The sequence below is a fragment of the Actinomadura meyerae genome, assembly GCF_900188445.1.
GTDB classification, from domain to species: domain Bacteria; phylum Actinomycetota; class Actinomycetes; order Streptosporangiales; family Streptosporangiaceae; genus Spirillospora; species Spirillospora meyerae.
In genome coordinates this window covers 281,461-298,527 of sequence record NZ_FZOR01000001.1, presented here as the reverse complement: position 1 = coordinate 298,527, position 17,067 = coordinate 281,461, and the positions used below count along the sequence as shown (strand labels likewise).

The following is a 17,067-nucleotide window of genomic DNA, read 5'->3' as shown; positions in this document are numbered from 1 at the left end:
GGTTACAGGCCGGGGGCGTCCCACACCGGGAACCAGCGGTGCCGGTCGGGCTCGATCGGCAGGGTCTCGGCGAGCGCCTCCCGGGTGCGGGTCTCGACCAGGTTGCTGCGGCCGCGGGCGGGGGCACCGGCGGCGCCCTCCTGACCGTCCGCCTCCTCCGGGTCGGACGGGGCCTCCGGCAGACGGGGCGCCCACGGGTAGAACGCGTCCCTGACCGGCGTGTGCACCAGGTAGAGGAGCTGGCGTTCGGTTCCCCTGCGGAAGCCCGTGACCGAGCAGAGCAGGTAGCGCCCGTATCCGGCGTCCGCGAACACCGTCTCGATGAGGTGCAGGTCGGCGACCAGGGCCTCGAAGTCGTCCGGCGCGCGCGTGAGGTGCGTCCAGCCCCAGCCGTGCGGGTCGGTGCTGACGCCCGTCCGCCGGGCCGGGTCGCCGGACAGCAGCCGCTCGATCTCGCGTTGCGCGCGCCCGAACGCACCGAACGGCCCGCCCTCCACCAGCCGGTGGCAGACGCCGCCCGTCCCGGTCGGGACGAAGCCCGTCCGCGCCTCCAGCACGGCCGCGGCGGCGGGCAGGGCCAGTAGCCGTCCGGCGCCGGGTGCGCCGGACGGGGGCGCGGGCCGGCCGAGCAGCCCGTCCAGGACGCCCACGCTCACCCCCCTCTCGCGAGCCGCCAGGAGAGGCCCTCCAGCCGCTCCTTGCGCCTTGCCGTCGGCGGATGGGTGGACAGCAGCCCGGCCGCGCCGCCCCCGCGCGCCGCGACCACGCTGCGCGCGGCGACGGGCCGCAGCGCCCGCAGGTCGTCGCGGGACGCGCCGCGCAGCTCGTCGTCGATCTTGTCGAGTGCCGCCGCCAGGTCGGCGGGCCGCCCGGTCAGCAGCGCCCCGGTGGCGTCCGCGCACAGCTCGCGCTGGCGCGACAGCGCGAGCAGCACCAGCGTGCCCGCGGCGTACAGGACGGCGGCCGCCGCGGCGAGGGGCAGCAAAACGGCCCCGAAGGGCAGCGCGGCGACGCGTCCCGCGAGGCTCCTGCCGCGGCCGGTGAACAGGCCCGCCCACCAGACGAGGAAGAGCTCGCTGACGAGGCTCGGGAACGAGGCGACCGCCCCGACGAGGACGTCCCGGTTCGCGACGTGCGCGGTCTCGTGCGCGAGGACGGCGGCGAGCTCGGCCGGGCCGAGCCGGGCGCGCAGCCCCTCGGTGACGCACACGAGCGCCGAGCCGGGGCCCGAGCCGGCGGCGAAGGCGTTGGGCGCGGCCACCGCGGAGACGGCGAGGCGCGGCCTCGGCAGCCCGGACGACATGCACAGCCGGTCGAGGACGGCGTGCAGCTCCGGCTCCTCGGCGGCGCTCACCGGGCGGGCGCCCATCGCGCGCAGGACCAGCCCGTCCGCCGCGCGCGCCGAGCAGACGGCGACGGCCGCGGCGGCGGCCACCGCGGCCGCGCCCCAGACCGGTCCGGCGAGGAACGCGGGCAGCGCGGCGGCCGCGTAGACGAGCACGACGAGGCCCATCGTGGCGAGCATTCGCCGCGTCAGGCTCGGCTCGTCCGCGGCGCGGGAGGGCGTCATGGCCTGACATTAGACGCGCGCCGGGACGAGTACCGCGTCGTGGGACGCAGAAACGGGTGACGGCGCGGCTACAGGCCGGGGGCGCCCCAGACGGGGAACCAGCGGCCGAGGTCCTCCTCGAAGGGGAGGTCGGCGCCGATCGCGCCGCGCACCTGGAGTTCGAGCGCGTTGTCGCGCTTGTCCCCGGGCAGCGGCGCGAACGGGTAGAACGTGCCGCGCTTGTACAGGTAGACGAGGGCGAGCCGCCGCCCGTCCGGGCCGCGGAAGCCCGCCAGCGAGCACAGCAGGTGCGGCCCGAACCCGCCGGACTCCAGCGTGGAGTTCACCGCGTGCAGGTCGGTGACGAGGTCGGGCAGCTCCTCCGGCGGGTGGGTGGCCAGCAGCCAGGTGTACCCGTAGGAGTCGTTGCTGATCTCCACCTTGGGGCCCTGGTCGGCGTCGAGCAGCTCCTGGATCTCGGCCTGCAGCCGCGCGAACGCGCCGCCCTCGGCGGCGCGGAAGCACACCGAGCCGCGCCCCGTCGGGGTGAAGCCCGTCGCCGCCTCCAGCGTGATCGCGGCCGACGACAGCCCGAAGATCTGGTCGAGGTCGGGCTTGACCGGCTTGGACCGGCCGAGGAGGGTGTCCAGGAAACCCACGGGATCAGACTCCCCTGTTGAGCTGGGCGGAGATCGCCGAGAGCTGGGCGAGCCGCTTGTCCAGCGGCGGGTGCGTGGAGAACAGCGCCGCGACGCTGGCGCCGCGGCCGAACGCCGGGGTGAAGAAGAACGCGTTGAACGCCTGCGCGGACCGCAGGTCGTTCGTCGGGATCCGGGCGATCTCGCCGGTGACCTTCGTCAGCGCGCTGGCGAGCGCGGAGGGGCGGCCGGTCAGCAGCGCGGCGGCGCGGTCGGCGGACAGCTCGCGGTACCGCGACAGGGCGCGGGTCAGCAGGAAGCTGATCGCGTAGGCGAGCGCGCTGGCCGCGACGACGGCGAGCAGGATCAGCCCGGTGTTCTGGTCGTTGCTGCGGCGGGAGAACCCGCCCCACAGGCCCCACTGGAGGCCGAACCGGGTGATCAGGCCGGCGCAGATGCCGAGGAACGAGGCGATCGTCATGACCGCGACGTCGCGGTGCGCGACGTGCGCCATCTCGTGCGCGAGCACGCCCTCCAGCTCGACGGGTTCGAGCCGGCGCAGCAGGCCGGTGGTGACGCAGACGACCGCCTTCTTCTGGTTGCGGCCGGTGGCGAACGCGTTCGGAACGTCGGTGTCGGCGATCGCGACCTTCGGCTTCGGGGCGTCCGACATCGCGCAGATCCGGTCGATGACGCCGTGCAGTTCCGGCGCCTCCTCCGGGGAGACGACGCGGCCGTGCATGGCGAACAGCGTCATCCGGTCGGAGAAGAAGTACTGGGCGAACAGGAACGCCACCGCGACGCCGAGGGCGACGAACGCCCACTGCGGCACGAAGACGAAGAAGGCCCCGACGAAGACGACGTAGACCAGCCCCAGCAGGAACATCGTCATGAGCATCCGCGATGTCAGCCCCCGGTCGGAGGCGTAGCGCGTCCTGGCCATGCGGCCACCCCCAAGTCTTGCTCTATTCACTTGTACCAACGCACGAGACCCGGGTTTTGTGCCTGAGTGTCCAGAACCGCCCGTATGTCCATAACGGGCTGCGCGTCCGGAACGGCCGGCACGCCCGGGGCCCCGCGGCGTCGTGTCACGGGACTCCCCTACCCCCCGTGCGGGGGATCAGTCGGGGATGAGCCCCTCGTCCCCGAGCATGGAGCGCACCTCGTCGATGTGCGCGTCCGCCGGCGGCAGGATCAGCTCCGACGGCTCCAGGCTGTCGGCCGGCAGCGGCCTGCCCACCTTGCGGACGTTCTCCAGCAGGGCGTGCAGCGCGGCGCGGAACGCCGTCTCGTCACCCGACTCGATCGCCGACTCCAGCTCGGAGTCGAGCTCGTTGAGAGAGGGCAGGTCCTCGTCGGCCACGTCCAGCTGCCCCTCGCCCATGAGGCGGACGATCACTGGGCACCCCCGGGGTTGTTCGGCCACGGGGCCTGCTGGGGGGTGTCCTGCTGCTGCTGTTGCGGCTGCGCGTTCGGCGTGCCCTGGTTCAGCTGCTTGGGCGCGGGGGCCTGGCCCAGCTCGGCCTTGAGCTGCTCCAGCTCCAGGTCGACGCCGGGGCCGGAGCCCATCCGGTCGAGCTCGGCCTGGATGTCGTCCTTGGGACCGGAGAAGTCCTCCAGGGCGCCGGAGGCCAGCAGCTCGTCGATCGCGCCGGCGCGGGCCTTCATCGTGTCGGTCTTCTCCTCGGCGCGCTGGATCGCCAGGCCGACGTCGCCCATCTCCTCGGAGATGCCGGAGAACGCCTCGTTGATCTTCGTCTGCGCCTCGGCGGCCGTGTAGGTCGCCTTGATGGTCTCCTTGCGGGTGCGGAAGGAGTCGACCTTGGCCTGCAGCCGCTGCGAGGCGAGCGTGAGCTTCTCCTCCTCGCCCTGGAGCTGCTGGTACTGGCCGCGCAGGTCGTTCAGCTGGCTCTCCAGCCCCGCCCGCCGGGTCAGCGCCTCGCGGGCGAGGTCCTCGCGGCCCACCTGCAGCGCCTTCTTGCCCTGGTCGGTCAGCTTGCTCTGCTGCTGCTCCAGCTGGTTGATCTGCAGTTCGAGACGCTTGCGCGAGGTGGCGACGTCGGCGACCCCGCGACGAACCTTCTGCAGCATCTCCAGCTGACGCTGGTAGGAGTAATCGAGGGTCTCCCGAGGATCTTCCATGCGGTCCAGGGCTTTGTTCGCCTTGGACTTGAAGATCATCGACATTCGCTTCATCACGCTCATCGCGCGGCGCCGGTCCCTTCGTGCTGTCGCCTCAGTCGTGAACTGGGCTCATTGACCACTGCTGGGGTTCTTATCACCCTACGCGTTAACGCGCGAGGCAGCCACGATGTTCGCAGCCGGTAGTCTGATCCCGTGTTCAAGCGTCGTACCCCGGAGCCCCCGGCGAATCCTCCTCAGGTAGTAAAGCCGGGAGGCAAGGGCCGTCCCACCCCGAAGCGCAGGGACGCCGAGAAGCGCCGCCGCCAGCCGATCACCGCGCCGGCCACCGGCAAGGACGCCTACAAGCGCCGCCGCGCCCAGATCGCGGAGGAGCGCGCGAAGGCGCGCCAAGGCATGGCCCAAGGCGACGAGAAGCACCTGCTCAAGCGGGACAAGGGCCCCGTCCGGCGGCTGGCCCGCGACTACGTCGACTCCCGCCGCACCGTCGGGTCGTACCTCATGTACGCCATGTTCGCCATGGTGCTGCTGAGCCTGCTGCCGATCCCCGCCGCCCGGCTGCTGGTGCTGTTCGCGCCTCCGCTGCTGCTGATCGTCGTGTTCGGCGAGGGCTTCTGGCTGAGCCGCGGCATCAAGCGGCTGGCCGCCGAGCGCTTCCCCGACGAGGACGCCAAGGGCGTCGGGATGTACGCCGCCATGCGCGCCATGCAGATCCGGCGGCTGCGGGTCCCGAACCCGCAGGTGCGGATCGGCGAGAAGGAGAAGGTCTGACCGGGGCCGGTTCCGGCCCCTCCCGCCCGGCCCGGCCGGACCGGGCGCGGACGGGCCCGCTCCGCGGCCTGTGAGCGGCGATCATCCTCCGGTTAGGGTCGGGGACATGGAGTTCCGAAACCTGGGCCGGAGCGGTCTGAAGATCAGCGAGATCGCGTACGGCAACTGGCTCACCCACGGCTCCCAGGTCGAGGAGGACGCCGCGCGCGCGTGCGTGCGGACCGCCCTCGACGAGGGGATCACCACCTTCGACACCGCCGACGTCTACGCCGGCACGCGCGCCGAGGAGGTCCTCGGCCGCGCGCTCCAGGGGCAGCGCCGCGAAGGGCTGGAGATCTTCACCAAGGTCTACTGGCCCACCGGGCCCGGCGTGAACGACCGGGGCCTGTCCCGCAAGCACATCTTCGAGTCGATCCACGGCTCCCTGCGCCGCCTCGGCACCGACTACGTGGACCTGTACCAGGCCCACCGGTTCGACTACGAGACGCCGCTGGAGGAGACCCTGCGCGCGTTCGACGACCTCGTCCGGCAGGGCAAGGTGCTGTACGTCGGCGTGTCGGAGTGGCGGGCCGAGGAGATCGAGCGCGCCCTCAAGATCGCCGACGAGATGGGCTTCGACCGGATCGTCTCGAGCCAGCCGCAGTACTCGATGCTGTGGCGGGTCATCGAGGAGGAGGTCGTCCCGCTGTGCGAGCGCGAGGGCGTCGGCCAGATCGTCTGGTCGCCGATCGCGCAGGGCGTGCTGACCGGCAAGTACAAGCCGGGGCAGCCGCTGCCGGAGGGGTCGCGGGCCACCGACGACAAGGGCGGCGCCGACATGATCAAGCGCTACCTGAACGACGACCTGCTGACCCGCGTGCAGAACCTCAAGCCGATCGCCGACGAGCTCGGGCTGTCGATGGCGCAGCTGGCGATCGCCTGGACGCTGCAGAACCCGAACGTGTCGGCGGCGATCGTCGGCGCGTCGCGTCCCGAGCAGGTCACCGACAACGTGAAGGCCGCCGGGGTGAAGCTGGACGCCGACGTGCTGAAGCGGATCGACGACGTGCTCGGCGAGGTCGTCATCCGCGACCCCGCCAAGACCGCCAGCCCGCCCAAGCGCCCCTGACCCGGGCCCGCGGCCCGGCGCCGGGCCGGCGCCGGGCCGGGGGCCGCGGAGCCGGCGGCTCCGCGGCCCCCGCGTCACTCCGGGTCCAGCAGGCTCATCTCGTAGACGAGCGTCTCGCCGTCCAGCAGGACGACCTTGTCGACCTCGTCGGCGCGCAGGCCGCGCCAGTTCTCCCCCAGCCAGCTCTCCGCGTCCGCCTGGGTGGAGAAGGTCTCCTCCGACATGCCGAGCGCGCTCCCGTCGCCCCGCTCCAAACGCCAGCTCCACGCCATCGCGTCGACCTCCCTCGTCGCCGGTGAGACTAGCCGGTCACGAGGCGGCTTCGATGGCGCGGCGCAGCGCCTCGGGGCTCTCGACGTCCGCCGTGTCGAGCTTGCGCCCGTTCACCCGGACCGTCGGCGTGCCCTGGATCCCGGACGATATGTAGCCCTGGCTGACGGTCTTCACGCTGGAGGCGTAGCGCCGGCTCTTCACGCAGGAGGTGAAGTCGTCTCCGGTCAGCCCCAGGGGTTCGGCCAGGGAGAGCAGCTGGTCCGTGGTGTAGCCCGTGGAGCTCTCGCTCTTGGGCTGATTGGCGTAGAGGGCGTCCTGGTAGGACAGCCAGTGCGCGCCGTCGCCGACGCAGCGGAGGGCGGACGCGGCGCGCAGCGAGTTGTCGTGCGCGGGCTGGGTGCTCTCACCGAAGACCACCATCGGGTGGAACACGACCTTGGCGCGTCCCTCGACGACGAGCTGCTTCAGCATCGGGTCGTGCTTGCTGTCGAACGCGCCGCAGGGCGGGCACGCGAAGTCCTCGTAGATGTCGACGACCGGGGCGGTGACGCCCGGCCTGGACATGGCGAGGCTGCCGTCGGCCAGCGGCAGCGCCTCCGCTCCCCCGGCGATCTCGCCGGCCCGCAACTGGACGTCGCCGCCGCCGTCCCCGCCGTCGCCGCCGCTGTCGCGCTGGAGGGCGAACACGACCACCGCCACGATGGCCAGCACGACGACGAGGCCGCCGCCGACCAGCGCGAACACCAGCCCGCCGCCCTTCCGTCCGGGCGGAGGCGGTCCGGGGAACGGACCCTGGGACGGTCCGGGGAACGGGCCCTGGGGCGGTCCGGGAGGCGGGCCGGGAGGCGGGCCGTAGGGCGGCCGGCCGCCGGGGCCGGGCTGCCCCGGCTGGTGCGGCCAGGGGTTGTTCGGGGGGTTGCCCACCGGGGCTCCTCCTGTCGGGGGCGAGGCCATCCTTGGTGATCCTTCCAGGGAGCGTAACCGTAGAGTTCCGACCGGTATGAACATCGAGCTTCGCGGTACCGCCGCCGCCCAGGGCTGGCCCGCGGCGGGCTGCCGGTGCGCGTCCTGCAACCGGCTGCGCGCGTCCGGCGTCCGGCACGAGCCGTTCGCGGCCCTCATCGACGGCGTGCCGATGGACGGCCTGCCGCGCACGGAGGTGCCCGGCGGACACGAGGTCCGCTCGCCCGGCGGCGGGCGCGTCCTGGTGGCGGCGGGCCCGGGGGCGCGGCCGGAGCCGGTGCCGGGGGCCCGGTACGGCGCCGTCCTGCTCGACCTCGCGGGCTCTCCCGAGCACCTCGGCCTGCTGCGCCGCGCCGGCGCGGTGACGTCCGCCACGGAGGTGGCCGCCGTCCATGTGGACCACCGGCTGCCGTCCCCCGCCGAGCTGGAGCGCCGCATGGCGTTCTGGAACCGGCCCGGCGGCGGCCCGTTCCGCACCCTGCTGCTCGGCGGGAGCCGGTCGGGGAAGTCGGCCGAGGCGGAGCTGCGGCTGGCCGCGTGCCCGGACGTCCTCTACGTCGCGACCGGTCCCGTGCGCGACGACGACCCGGAGTGGGCCGAGCGGGTCGCGGCGCACCGGCGGCGCCGCCCCTCCTGGTGGCGCACCGCCGAGACGGCGGCCCTGGCGGACGTCCTGTCGTCGGCGACGGGCGCGGTGCTGGTGGACGGCATCGGGACCTGGCTGGCCGCCGCGATGGACGAGTCCGCCGCTTGGGACGACCCGTCGCGGGTGCTGCCCCGGATCGACGAGCTGGTCGAGGCGTGGCGCGGTACGGCGGCGCGTGTGGTCGCGGTCAGCGACGAGGTCGGGCTATCGCTGGTGCCCGCCACCGCGTCCGGGCGGGCCTTCCGGGACCTGCTCGGGCTGGCCAACCAGCGGCTCGCGGCCGAGTCAGAGGAGGCCGCCCTGGTGGTGGCGGGACGCGTCATGGAGCTGCCGTGATCGAGGGGCTGCGGCTGGCGGTGACGCTGCTGACCGTCGTCCCGCTGGGCCGGGCGCGGGTCGACCGGGGCACCACGCGCGCCGCGATGCTGCTCGCCCCGGCCGCCGGCCTGGTCCCGGGCGGCGCGGCCGCGCTGGTCCTGCTCGCGTGCGGGCCGCTCGGGCTGCCCGGCCTCCCGGCGGCGGTGCTCGCGGTGGCCGCGACGGCGGCGATCACGCGGGCGCTGCACCTGGACGGGCTCGCCGACCTCGCGGACGGGCTCGGCAGCGGCCGGCCCGCCGCCGAGGCCCTGGCCGTCATGAAGCGCTCCGACATCGGCCCGTTCGGCGTGGTGACGCTGCTGCTGACCGTCCTCGCGCAGGTCGCGGCGCTGGCCGCGGCGCCGCATCCGGCCGCCGCCGTCCTCGTCGCGTCCGCCGCCGGGCGGCTGGCGCTCCCGTGGGCCTGCCGGAGCGGGGTCCCGTCCGCACGTCCCGGCGGCCTGGGCGCGCTGGTGGCGGGGACGGTCGGCACGCGCGCCGCGGCCGCGGTCACGGCGGCCGTCCTGGCCGCCGCCGCCGGAGCGGGCGCGGCCACCGGCGGGCCGGTCGGCGCGGCGCAGGCCGCGGTGGCGGTGCTCGCCGCCCTGGCCGCCGCGCTGCTGCTGCTCCGCCGCGCCGTCCGGCGGCTGGGCGGCGTGACCGGCGACGTCCTCGGCGCCCTCGTCGAGACCGCCGCGACGGCCGCGCTGATCGTCCTCGCCGCGCGGCCGTGACGCGCGCCCGGCGGCCGCGAGGCGCGCCGGGACCGGCTCCCGACCGGGCAACGCTTGATCCAAAAGGACGAAAGCGGTCACCGGGAGGACTACCATCGTGCTACGTGACGAGCATCAGCCTTGACAGCGCAGCCCTGGCCAGCCTTGACACCGACGCCCTCGTGATCGGCGTCACCCCAGCCGGGGCGGGAGCGGCGCCGGCCGCCGGGGCGGAAGACCTCGACCGCGCCATGGACGGCCGCCTCGCGGACGCGCTCGGCGCCCTCGGCGCCACCGGCAAGGCCGGTGAGATCACCAAGCTGCCGACCCTCGGGGCCGTCACCGCCAAGATCATCGTCGCCGCCGGGCTCGGCGAGGACCCCTCCGCCGAGGACCTGCGCCGCGCCGCCGGCGCCGCCGTCCGCTCCCTCGCGGGCACCGCCCGGGTCGCCGTGGCGCTGCCGGCCGCGTCGGCGGAGGCCGTCGGGGCGGTCGCGCTCGGCGCGCTGCTCGGCGCCTACTCCTTCGACTCCTTCCGCACCGGCGGCGACCGCAAGGACCCCGTCGCGGAGATCCGGCTCGCGGCGGCCGCCGAGCACGAGGCCGCCGTCGACCGCGCCCGCACCCTCGCGGCGTCGGTGAAGCTCGTCCGCGACCTGGTCAACACCCCGCCCTCGCACCTGACGCCCGAGGACCTCGCCGCCGAGGCGGGCCGCGTCGCCGCCGAGACCGGCCTCGCCATCGAGGTGCTGGACGAGAAGGCCCTCGTGGAGGGCGGCTACGGCGGCATCGCCGGCGTCGGGCAGGGCTCGGTGAACCCGCCGCGGCTCGTCCGGCTCGCCTACACCCACGCCGAGGCGTCCCGGACGCTCGCGCTGGTCGGCAAGGGCATCACGTTCGACTCCGGCGGCCTGTCCCTCAAGCCCACCGAGGCGATGGACTGGATGAAGTCCGACATGGGCGGCGCCGCGGCGGTGCTCGGCGCGCTCGACGCCATCGCCAAGCTCGGCCCCAAGGTCAACGTCGTCGGCTACCTCGCCATCGCCGAGAACATGCCGTCCGGCACCGCGCAGCGCCCCTCCGACGTGCTGCGCATCTACGGCGGCAAGACCGTCGAGGTCCTGAACACCGACGCCGAGGGCCGCCTGGTCATGGCCGACGCCCTCGTCCGCGCCGGGGAGGACTCCCCCGACCTGATCGTGGACGTCGCCACGCTGACCGGCGCGCAGCTCGTCGCGCTCGGCACCCGCACCACCGGCGTCATGGCCAACGACGACGACGTCCGCGAGAAGGTCGTCGCGGCGGCCGAGCGCGCGGGCGAGCCGTCCTGGGGCATGCCGCTGCCGGCGGAGCTGCGCAAGGGCCTCGACTCGGCGGTCGCCGACATCGCCAACATCAGCGGCGAGCGCTGGGGCGGCATGCTCGTCGCCGGGACGTTCCTCAAGGAGTTCGTGCCGGACGGCGTCAAGTGGGCGCACCTCGACATCGCGGGCCCGTCCTTCAACAAGGGCGAGGCCTACGGCTACACCCCGAAGGGCGGCACCGGCGCGGCGGCCCGCACGCTGGTCCAGATCGCCGAGGACCTCGCCGCGGGAATTCTCTAGCGAACCCCACCGCTGTGACCTGGCGGAGAACAGAATAGGTTTCTCGTGGCGGCGGGGGCCCGCCCGATGGTGGCTCCCCGCCCCGCCCTACCACTACGGGCGCCCCGGTCCACGCGGGCGCCGCGACAGGGGAATGGAGCGTCCAGTGGCCAACAACGGCACCTTCGACATCGTCGTCCTAGGCGCCGGCAGCGGCGGTTACGCGTGCGCGCTGCGCGCCGCCGAGCTCGGCAGGTCGGTCGCGCTCATCGAGCGGGACGAGTCCCTCGGCGGGACGTGCCTCAACCGGGGGTGCATCCCCACCAAGGCGCTGCTGCACGCGGCCGAGGTGGCGGACCACGCGCGGGACGCGGCGAAGTTCGGCGTCAAGACCACCTTCGAGGGCATCGACGTCGCCGGCGTGAACGCCTACAAGGACAAGGTCGTCACCACGACCGTGAAGGGCCTCACCGGGCTGATCAAGTCCCGGGGCATCGAGGTCGTGCACGGCACCGGGCGGCTGACCGGGCCGACCACCGTCGAGGTCACCGCGCCGGACGGCGGCACCACCGTCATCGAGGGCGGGCACATCGTCCTCGGCACCGGCTCGCAGCCCAAGAGCCTGCCCGGCCTGGAGATCGACGGCGAGCGCGTCATCTCCAGCGACCACGCGCTGCGGCTGGAGCGCGTCCCCGCGTCCGTCGTCATCCTCGGCGGCGGCGTGATCGGCGTCGAGTTCGCCAGCGTGTGGCGCTCGTTCGGCGCCGAGGTCACGATCGTGGAGGCGCTGCCGCACCTGCTGCCGCTGGAGGAGGAGTCCAGCTCCAAGCGCCTGGAGCGCGCGTTCCGCAAGCGCGGCATCAAGTTCGAGACCGGCACCCGGTTCGAGGGCGTCAAGCCGACGCAGGGCGGCGTCTCGGTCACCCTGGAGGGCGGCAAGGTGATCGACGCCGAGCTGCTGCTCGTCGCGGTCGGGCGCGGCCCGGTCTCCGACGGCATCGGGCTGGCCGAGGCCGGCGTCGAGACCGAGCGCGGCTTCGTCAAGGTCGACGAGTACTGCCGGACGAGCGTCCCCACGATCTCCGCGGTCGGCGACCTCATCCAGACCCCGCAGCTCGCCCATGTCGGGTTCGCCGAGGGCATCCTCGTCGCCGAGCGGCTGAGCGGGCTCACCCCGCCGCCGATCGACTACGACGGCGTGCCCCGCATCACCTACTCCGACCCCGAGGTGGCCTCGGTCGGCATCACCTCCGCGGTGGCCCGCGAGCGCGGGCACCAGATCAAGGAGGTCGTCTACGACCTGGCCGGCAACCCCAAGAGCAAGATCCTCGGGACGCAGGGCGAGGTCAAGGTGATCGCGGCCGTGGACGGCCCCGTCCTCGGCATCCACATGGTCGGCGCGCGCGTCGGCGAACTCATCGCGGAGGGCCAGCTCATCTACAACTGGGAGGCCCTCCCGAGCGAGGTCGCCCAGCTGATCCACCCCCACCCGACCCAGTCCGAGGCGGTCGGCGAGGCACATCTCGCCCTCGCCGGCAAACCACTGCACGTGCACGGCTGAACGCCGCACAAGTAATTCGAAGGAGTCGCTGAGACATGCCGGTCTCCGTCACCATGCCCCAGCTCGGCGAGAGCGTCACCGAGGGCACCGTCACCCGCTGGCTCAAGAAGGAGGGCGAGCGCGTCGAGACCGACGAGCCGCTCCTCGAGGTGTCCACCGACAAGGTGGACACCGAGATCCCCTCGCCCGCCTCGGGCATCCTGACCAGCATCACCGTCGCCGAGGACGAGACCGTCGAGGTCGGCGCCGAGCTGGCCGTCATCGGCGACGAGGGCGACGCGCCGTCCGGCGGCGGCGCCCCGGCCGCCGCGGAGCAGCAGGCCCCGGCCGCGCCGGAGCCGCCGCAGGAGGCCCCGCAGCCGCCGGCGCCGCAGGGCCCGCCGCCCGCCGCGTGGCCGCCGCCCGCGCAGCAGCAGGCCCCGGCGCCGCCCGCGCCGCCGTCGGCCCCGCCCGCGCCCGCCCCGCAGCAGGCGCCGCAGCAGCCCGCCCCGCAGGCGCCCGAGCCGGCCCCGGCCGCCCCGGCGCAGCCCGCGGCCCCGTCCGGCGAGGGCCCGTACGTGACGCCGCTGGTGCGCAAGCTCGCCGCCGAGCACGGCGTCGACCTCGGCGCGGTGAAGGGCACCGGCGTCGGCGGCCGCATCCGCAAGCAGGACGTCCTGGAGGCCGCCCGCGCCGCGCAGGAGGCCGCCGCCCGGCGGCAGGCCGCGCCCGCCGCCCCGGCCGCCCCCGCCGCGGCCCCGGCCGGCCGGCACGCCGCGCCCGCCCCCGCGGGCGCCCCGGCCGAGCAGCTCGCGCTGCGCGGCCGCACCGAGAAGATGTCCCGGATGCGGCAGACGATCGCCCGCCGCATGGTCGAGTCGCTGCAGGTGTCCGCGCAGCTCACCACCGTGGTCGAGGTGGACGTCACCCGCATCGCGCGGCTGCGCGAGCAGGCCAAGGCCGACTTCGAGGCCCGCGAGGGCGTCAAGCTGTCGTTCCTGCCGTTCTTCGCGCAGGCGGCGGTCGAGGCGCTCAAGGCGCACCCGAAGCTGAACGCGGTCATCAACAGCGAGACCAACGAGGTCACCTACCACGACGTCGAGAACCTCGGCATCGCGGTGGACGTGCAGGAGCGCGGCCTGATGGTCCCGGTCGTGCACAACGCCGGGCAGCTGAACCTCGGCGGCCTCGCGCAGCGGATCGCCGACCTCGCCGAGCGCACCCGCGCCGGCAACGTCAGCCCGGACGAGCTGGCCGGCGGCACGTTCACGCTGACCAACACCGGCAGCCGCGGCGCGCTGTTCGACACCCCGATCCTCAACCAGCCGCAGGTCGGCATGCTCGGCACCGGCGCCGTGGTGAAGCGCCCCGCCGTCATCGACGACCCGCAGCTCGGCGAGGTCATCGCGGTCCGGTCGATGGTCTACCTGGCGCTGACCTACGACCACCGGCTGATCGACGGCGCGGACGCCGCCCGCTTCCTCGCCACGATCAAGCACCGCCTGGAGGAGGGCAACTTCGACGCGGACCTCGGTTTGTAGGACGTTGGGGGGTCGTCCCCCTCGATGAACCGCGCCTCTGACGTCGGGTGCGTCCGCGGAGCCCCGCCTGCCGTACGGCCGGCGGGGCTTCGTGCGTCCGGGGAAACGCGGGACCGCGGTGAGAATCTCACCGTCCGGTGGCACCGTCCGCCTAGTGTGGGTGCATGAGGGTCACCGTCACGGGCTCGTCGGGCCTCATCGGCTCGGCGCTGGTGCAGTCACTGCGGGAGGACGGCCACGACGTCGTCCGGCTGGTCCGGCGGGAGCCGGCGCGCGACGACGAGGCGCGCTGGTCACCGGCGGACGGCTGTGTGGAGAAGGACTCCCTGGAAGGGGTGGACGCGGTCGTCCACCTGGCGGGCGCCGGGATCGGCGACCGGCCGTGGACGAAGGCGTACAAGCGCAAGATCAGGGAGAGCCGGCTGGACGGCACCCGCACGCTGGCGGAGGGGATCGCCGCGGCGAACCCGCGTCCCCGGGTGCTGGTGTGCGGGTCGGCGATCGGCTTCTACGGCGACACCGGCGACCGGGAGGTGGACGAGGACTCCCCCGCCGGGCAGGGCTTCCTCGCCGACCTGGTGCGCGACTGGGAGGCGGCGGCCGAACCGGCCCGGGAGGCGGGCGTGCGGGTCGTCCTGCCGCGCACCGGCGTCGTACTGGCCCGCGAGGGCGGCATGCTCGGGCGGACGCTGCCGCTGTTCCGGCTGGGGCTCGGCGGCACGCTCGGCGACGGCCGGCAGTGGACGAGCTGGATCTCCCTCGCCGACCAGGTCGCGGCGCTGCGGTTCCTGATCGACCACGAGATCGCCGGGCCCGTCAACCTGACCGCCCCGAACCCGGTGACGAACGCCGAGTACACGCGGGCGCTCGGCCGCGTCCTGCACCGGCCGGCGCGGCTGGCGGTGCCGCGGTTCGCGCTGCGGGCGGCGCTGGGCGGGTTCGCCGACGAGGGGCCGCTGGTCAGCCAGCGGGTGCTGCCGCGGCGGCTCACCGCCGCCGGGTTCCGGTTCGCGCACGAGCGCGTGGACGAGGCCCTCGCCGACGTCCTGTGAGTCCCAAGATTGGTCAAAGTCCCGGCCGACCCCATTCGGTGGCCATACGGTGACATTGGGACAGCCCGGCTCAAGAGGAGAGTGAATGAGCACCGACGGACAGCCGCACATCCTCGCGATCGGCGGGGGCAGCTTCGTGCCGGACGGCCGGGACGGGCTCGCGCCCAGCCCGCTGCTGCGCTACGCGTTCGACCTGACCGGGCAGGACCGGCCCCGCGTCTGCGTCGTCACGACCGCGATGGGCGACGCGCCCGAGTACATCGCCCGCTCGTACGCCGCGTTCTCCGCGCTGGACGCCGAGGTCAGCCATCTGGCGCTGTTCCCGATGCCGAGCGTCGCCGACATGCGGGCGCACCTGCTCACCCAGGACCTCATCTACGTGGGCGGCGGCAGCGTCGCGAACCTGCTGGCGCTGTGGCGGCTGCACGGGCTCGACGAGATCATGCGGGAGGCGTGGCAGCAGGGCGTGGTGCTGTCCGGGCAGAGCGCGGGCGCGCTGTGCTGGCACGTCGGCGGCAACACCGACTCGTTCGGGCCGCAGCTCAAGCCGATGACCGACGGGCTCGGCCTGCTGCCGTTCTCGTGCGGGGTGCACTACGACAGCGAGCCGCAGCGCCGCCCGCTGCTGCAGCAGCTCGTCGGCGAGGGGACGCTGCCGGGCGGGTACGCGGCCGACGAGTCGGTGGCCCTGCACTACGTCGGCACCGAGTTCGTCCAGGCCGTGTCCTACCGGCAGGACGCGGGCGCCTACCGCGTCGAACCCGACGGCCCCGGCAAGGCGAAGGAGACGCGGCTGGAGCCGCGGCTGCTCGCCGCCCTCTGAGGAGCGATCGCCCCGTCCGCGGCATAAGCTGGCCGGGTGAGCGATGTGGACGTACGCGAGCTGGTGGTGGTGCACGCGGGGTTCGGCGAGGCTGCCGTCCCCTACGAGGCGGGCTGGGAGCTGCAGAAACGCACCCACGCGCTCCGGGTGGACGACGCGATCCCCGACACCGTCCTGCTGCTGGAGCACCGGCCGGTGTACACGGCGGGCAAGCGGACCGAGGCGCTCGACCGGCCGTTCGGCGACCCCGGCGCCCCGGTGGTCGACGTCGACCGCGGCGGCAAGATCACTTGGCACGGTCCGGGGCAGCTCACCGGCTACCCGATCGTCCGGCTGCCCGACCCGGTGGACGTCGTCGGCTACGTGCGGCTGCTGGAGCGGATGATGATGGACGTCTGCGCCGAGCTCGGGCTGGCGACGGTCACCGTGGAGGGCCGCAGCGGCCTGTGGGTGCCGGGCACGCCCGACCGCAAGATCGGCTCCATCGGCATCCGGGTGGCGCGCGGCGTCGCGATGCACGGCTTCATGCTGAACTGCGACAACGACATGGGCTGGTTCGACAAGATCGTCCCCTGCGGGATCCGGGACGTCGGCTCGACCAACCTCAGCCGGGAGCTCGGCCGCCGGGTCGCGGTCGCGGAGGTCGTCCCGCTGGTCGAGCGGCATCTCGCCGCGGCGCTCGGCGCGGCGGAGACGTTCCACCGCACCACGGCGCAACTGGGCGTGGCCGGGCAGGCCGTACCGGCGGATCGGCCCGTACCGGCGGAAGAGGCCCGGTCGGCGGACGGGGCCCGGTCGGCGGATGAGGCCCGGTCGGCCGTCTAGGCCATGACCTTGTAGACGGCCTGGCCCTCGGCGGCGGCCGCCGCGAAGAACCGCGTCAGCCCCTCGTAGGCGGGCTTGAGGACCTTGTCGCGGGCGGCGCCGTCGAGCCGGCCCGCGTCCTGGACCCCGGCCCGGTTCATCGCCGCCGGGTCGTACCGTCCGGCGACCTTCGCGAACGGCGTCGCGGCCAGATGGTCGGCGGTCGGCTTGACCCGGTCCGGCGCGAGGAAGATCACATCCATGCCGAGCTCGTCGGCGCCGTCCTCGGTGAGCAGCCGGCCGCCGCACACGACGTCCGCCTCGGGCTGCCGCCCGTCCCACGGGTCGCCGGTGACGAGGTAGTGCACCGCCTGCCACGCCCAGCCCAGCTCGAACAGTCCCGGCGCGCCGCGGCGGCGCCAGTCGGGGGCACCGAAGATGTGGCGGGCGACGCGGCCGGGATCCGGCTCCCCCTCCAGCACCGGCGGCACCCTGAGGTACGACATTGCCAGGCCCACGGCGGTCCTCCTGCTAACGCTGTTGCGTGACGACAGGGAGTCACCC

The 17,067-nt window shown here is 74.2% G+C and carries 19 protein-coding genes; 10 read left to right on the top strand and 9 right to left on the bottom strand.

The window, feature by feature from the left end:
* Positions 1–2: 2 nt before the first annotated feature.
* The 6 genes from pspAB (CHF16_RS01380) to CHF16_RS01355 all read right to left on the bottom strand — a co-directional run bounded on the left by pspAB (CHF16_RS01380) (position 3) and on the right by CHF16_RS01355 (position 4,392).
* The gene (gene pspAB / locus CHF16_RS01380; RefSeq protein ID WP_089324011.1) at positions 3–650 is read right to left on the bottom strand and encodes a PspA-associated protein PspAB; all 648 of its coding nucleotides are present in this window, start codon (positions 648–650) and stop codon (positions 3–5) included.
* Between the two features lie 2 nt (positions 651–652).
* Positions 653–1,570 (bottom strand): M48 family metalloprotease, encoded by a 918-nt coding sequence (locus CHF16_RS01375; RefSeq protein ID WP_089324010.1) that lies wholly within the window; start codon positions 1,568–1,570, stop codon positions 653–655.
* 68 nt (positions 1,571–1,638) lie between these two features.
* Complete coding sequence (pspAB, locus tag CHF16_RS01370) at positions 1,639–2,208, bottom strand: PspA-associated protein PspAB (RefSeq protein ID WP_089324009.1); 570 nt, start codon at positions 2,206–2,208, stop codon at positions 1,639–1,641.
* A gap of 4 nt (positions 2,209–2,212) precedes the next feature.
* Positions 2,213–3,130: a zinc metalloprotease HtpX gene (gene htpX, locus CHF16_RS01365; protein WP_089324008.1), complete on the bottom strand. Its 918-nt coding sequence runs from the start codon at positions 3,128–3,130 to the stop codon at positions 2,213–2,215.
* Positions 3,131–3,307: 177 nt separating this feature from the next.
* Positions 3,308–3,586, bottom strand: a complete 279-nt coding sequence (gene pspAA / locus CHF16_RS01360; RefSeq protein ID WP_089324007.1) for a PspA-associated protein PspAA — start codon at positions 3,584–3,586, stop codon at positions 3,308–3,310.
* Positions 3,583–4,392, bottom strand: a complete 810-nt coding sequence (locus tag CHF16_RS01355; protein ID WP_089324006.1) for a PspA/IM30 family protein — start codon at positions 4,390–4,392, stop codon at positions 3,583–3,585. The genes pspAA and CHF16_RS01355 overlap by 4 nt, the downstream gene beginning before the upstream one ends.
* A 132-nt stretch (positions 4,393–4,524) precedes the next feature.
* Here CHF16_RS01355 and CHF16_RS01350 point away from each other — a divergent pair, with 132 nt between their 5' ends.
* Complete coding sequence (locus CHF16_RS01350; protein WP_089324005.1) at positions 4,525–5,100, top strand: DUF3043 domain-containing protein; 576 nt, start codon at positions 4,525–4,527, stop codon at positions 5,098–5,100.
* Between the two features lie 106 nt (positions 5,101–5,206).
* Positions 5,207–6,208: an aldo/keto reductase family protein gene (locus CHF16_RS01345; protein ID WP_089324004.1), complete on the top strand. Its 1,002-nt coding sequence runs from the start codon at positions 5,207–5,209 to the stop codon at positions 6,206–6,208.
* A gap of 74 nt (positions 6,209–6,282) precedes the next feature.
* Here the strand turns inward: CHF16_RS01345 and CHF16_RS01340 are convergent, their stop codons facing one another.
* The gene (locus tag CHF16_RS01340) at positions 6,283–6,480 is read right to left on the bottom strand and encodes a hypothetical protein (RefSeq protein WP_089324003.1); all 198 of its coding nucleotides are present in this window, start codon (positions 6,478–6,480) and stop codon (positions 6,283–6,285) included.
* A 37-nt stretch (positions 6,481–6,517) separates the two neighbouring features.
* Positions 6,518–7,405: a DsbA family protein gene (locus CHF16_RS01335; protein WP_143227844.1), complete on the bottom strand. Its 888-nt coding sequence runs from the start codon at positions 7,403–7,405 to the stop codon at positions 6,518–6,520.
* 76 nt (positions 7,406–7,481) lie between these two features.
* Here CHF16_RS01335 and CHF16_RS01330 point away from each other — a divergent pair, with 76 nt between their 5' ends.
* From CHF16_RS01330 to lipB, 8 genes are all read left to right on the top strand, one after another.
* Entirely contained in the window at positions 7,482–8,426 is a 945-nt protein-coding gene (locus CHF16_RS01330; protein WP_089324001.1) for a bifunctional adenosylcobinamide kinase/adenosylcobinamide-phosphate guanylyltransferase, read from the top strand.
* Entirely contained in the window at positions 8,423–9,181 is a 759-nt protein-coding gene (locus CHF16_RS01325; RefSeq protein WP_089324000.1) for an adenosylcobinamide-GDP ribazoletransferase, read from the top strand. The genes CHF16_RS01330 and CHF16_RS01325 overlap by 4 nt, the downstream gene beginning before the upstream one ends.
* A gap of 104 nt (positions 9,182–9,285) precedes the next feature.
* Positions 9,286–10,764, top strand: a complete 1,479-nt coding sequence (locus tag CHF16_RS01320) for a leucyl aminopeptidase (RefSeq protein ID WP_089323999.1) — start codon at positions 9,286–9,288, stop codon at positions 10,762–10,764.
* A gap of 145 nt (positions 10,765–10,909) precedes the next feature.
* Positions 10,910–12,304 carry a dihydrolipoyl dehydrogenase gene (lpdA, locus tag CHF16_RS01315; RefSeq protein ID WP_245868130.1) on the top strand — a complete coding sequence of 465 codons (1,395 nt, stop codon included), beginning with the start codon at positions 10,910–10,912 and terminating at the stop codon, positions 12,302–12,304.
* A 35-nt stretch (positions 12,305–12,339) separates the two neighbouring features.
* The gene (sucB, locus tag CHF16_RS01310; protein WP_089323997.1) at positions 12,340–13,824 is read left to right on the top strand and encodes a 2-oxoglutarate dehydrogenase, E2 component, dihydrolipoamide succinyltransferase; all 1,485 of its coding nucleotides are present in this window, start codon (positions 12,340–12,342) and stop codon (positions 13,822–13,824) included.
* A 164-nt stretch (positions 13,825–13,988) separates the two neighbouring features.
* Positions 13,989–14,876, top strand: coding sequence for a TIGR01777 family oxidoreductase (locus CHF16_RS01305; protein WP_089323996.1), 888 nt, complete (start codon positions 13,989–13,991; stop codon positions 14,874–14,876).
* Between the two features lie 85 nt (positions 14,877–14,961).
* Positions 14,962–15,699: a Type 1 glutamine amidotransferase-like domain-containing protein gene (locus CHF16_RS01300; RefSeq protein WP_089323995.1), complete on the top strand. Its 738-nt coding sequence runs from the start codon at positions 14,962–14,964 to the stop codon at positions 15,697–15,699.
* A 36-nt stretch (positions 15,700–15,735) separates the two neighbouring features.
* Positions 15,736–16,524, top strand: coding sequence for a lipoyl(octanoyl) transferase LipB (lipB, locus tag CHF16_RS01295; RefSeq protein WP_245868128.1), 789 nt, complete (start codon positions 15,736–15,738; stop codon positions 16,522–16,524).
* On the opposite strand, the gene CHF16_RS01290 is transcribed toward lipB, so the two are convergent.
* Positions 16,521–17,021, bottom strand: coding sequence for a DUF1877 family protein (locus tag CHF16_RS01290; RefSeq protein WP_089323994.1), 501 nt, complete (start codon positions 17,019–17,021; stop codon positions 16,521–16,523). The two genes, lipB and CHF16_RS01290, sit on opposite strands and share 4 nt — an antisense overlap.
* Positions 17,022–17,067: the final 46 nt, after the last annotated feature.

Coding starts and splice junctions, on each gene's coding strand:
- CHF16_RS01355 (WP_089324006.1), bottom strand. CDS start 4,392: ATGAGCGTGATGAAGCGAATGTCGATGATCTTCAAGTCCAAGGCGAAC.
- htpX (WP_089324008.1), bottom strand. CDS start 3,130: ATGGCCAGGACGCGCTACGCCTCCGACCGGGGGCTGACATCGCGGATG.
- CHF16_RS01340 (WP_089324003.1), bottom strand. CDS start 6,480: ATGGCGTGGAGCTGGCGTTTGGAGCGGGGCGACGGGAGCGCGCTCGGC.
- CHF16_RS01345 (WP_089324004.1), top strand. CDS start 5,207: ATGGAGTTCCGAAACCTGGGCCGGAGCGGTCTGAAGATCAGCGAGATC.
- CHF16_RS01330 (WP_089324001.1), top strand. CDS start 7,482: ATGAACATCGAGCTTCGCGGTACCGCCGCCGCCCAGGGCTGGCCCGCG.
- CHF16_RS01305 (WP_089323996.1), top strand. CDS start 13,989: ATGAGGGTCACCGTCACGGGCTCGTCGGGCCTCATCGGCTCGGCGCTG.
- CHF16_RS01300 (WP_089323995.1), top strand. CDS start 14,962: ATGAGCACCGACGGACAGCCGCACATCCTCGCGATCGGCGGGGGCAGC.
- CHF16_RS01375 (WP_089324010.1), bottom strand. CDS start 1,570: ATGACGCCCTCCCGCGCCGCGGACGAGCCGAGCCTGACGCGGCGAATG.
- sucB (WP_089323997.1), top strand. CDS start 12,340: ATGCCGGTCTCCGTCACCATGCCCCAGCTCGGCGAGAGCGTCACCGAG.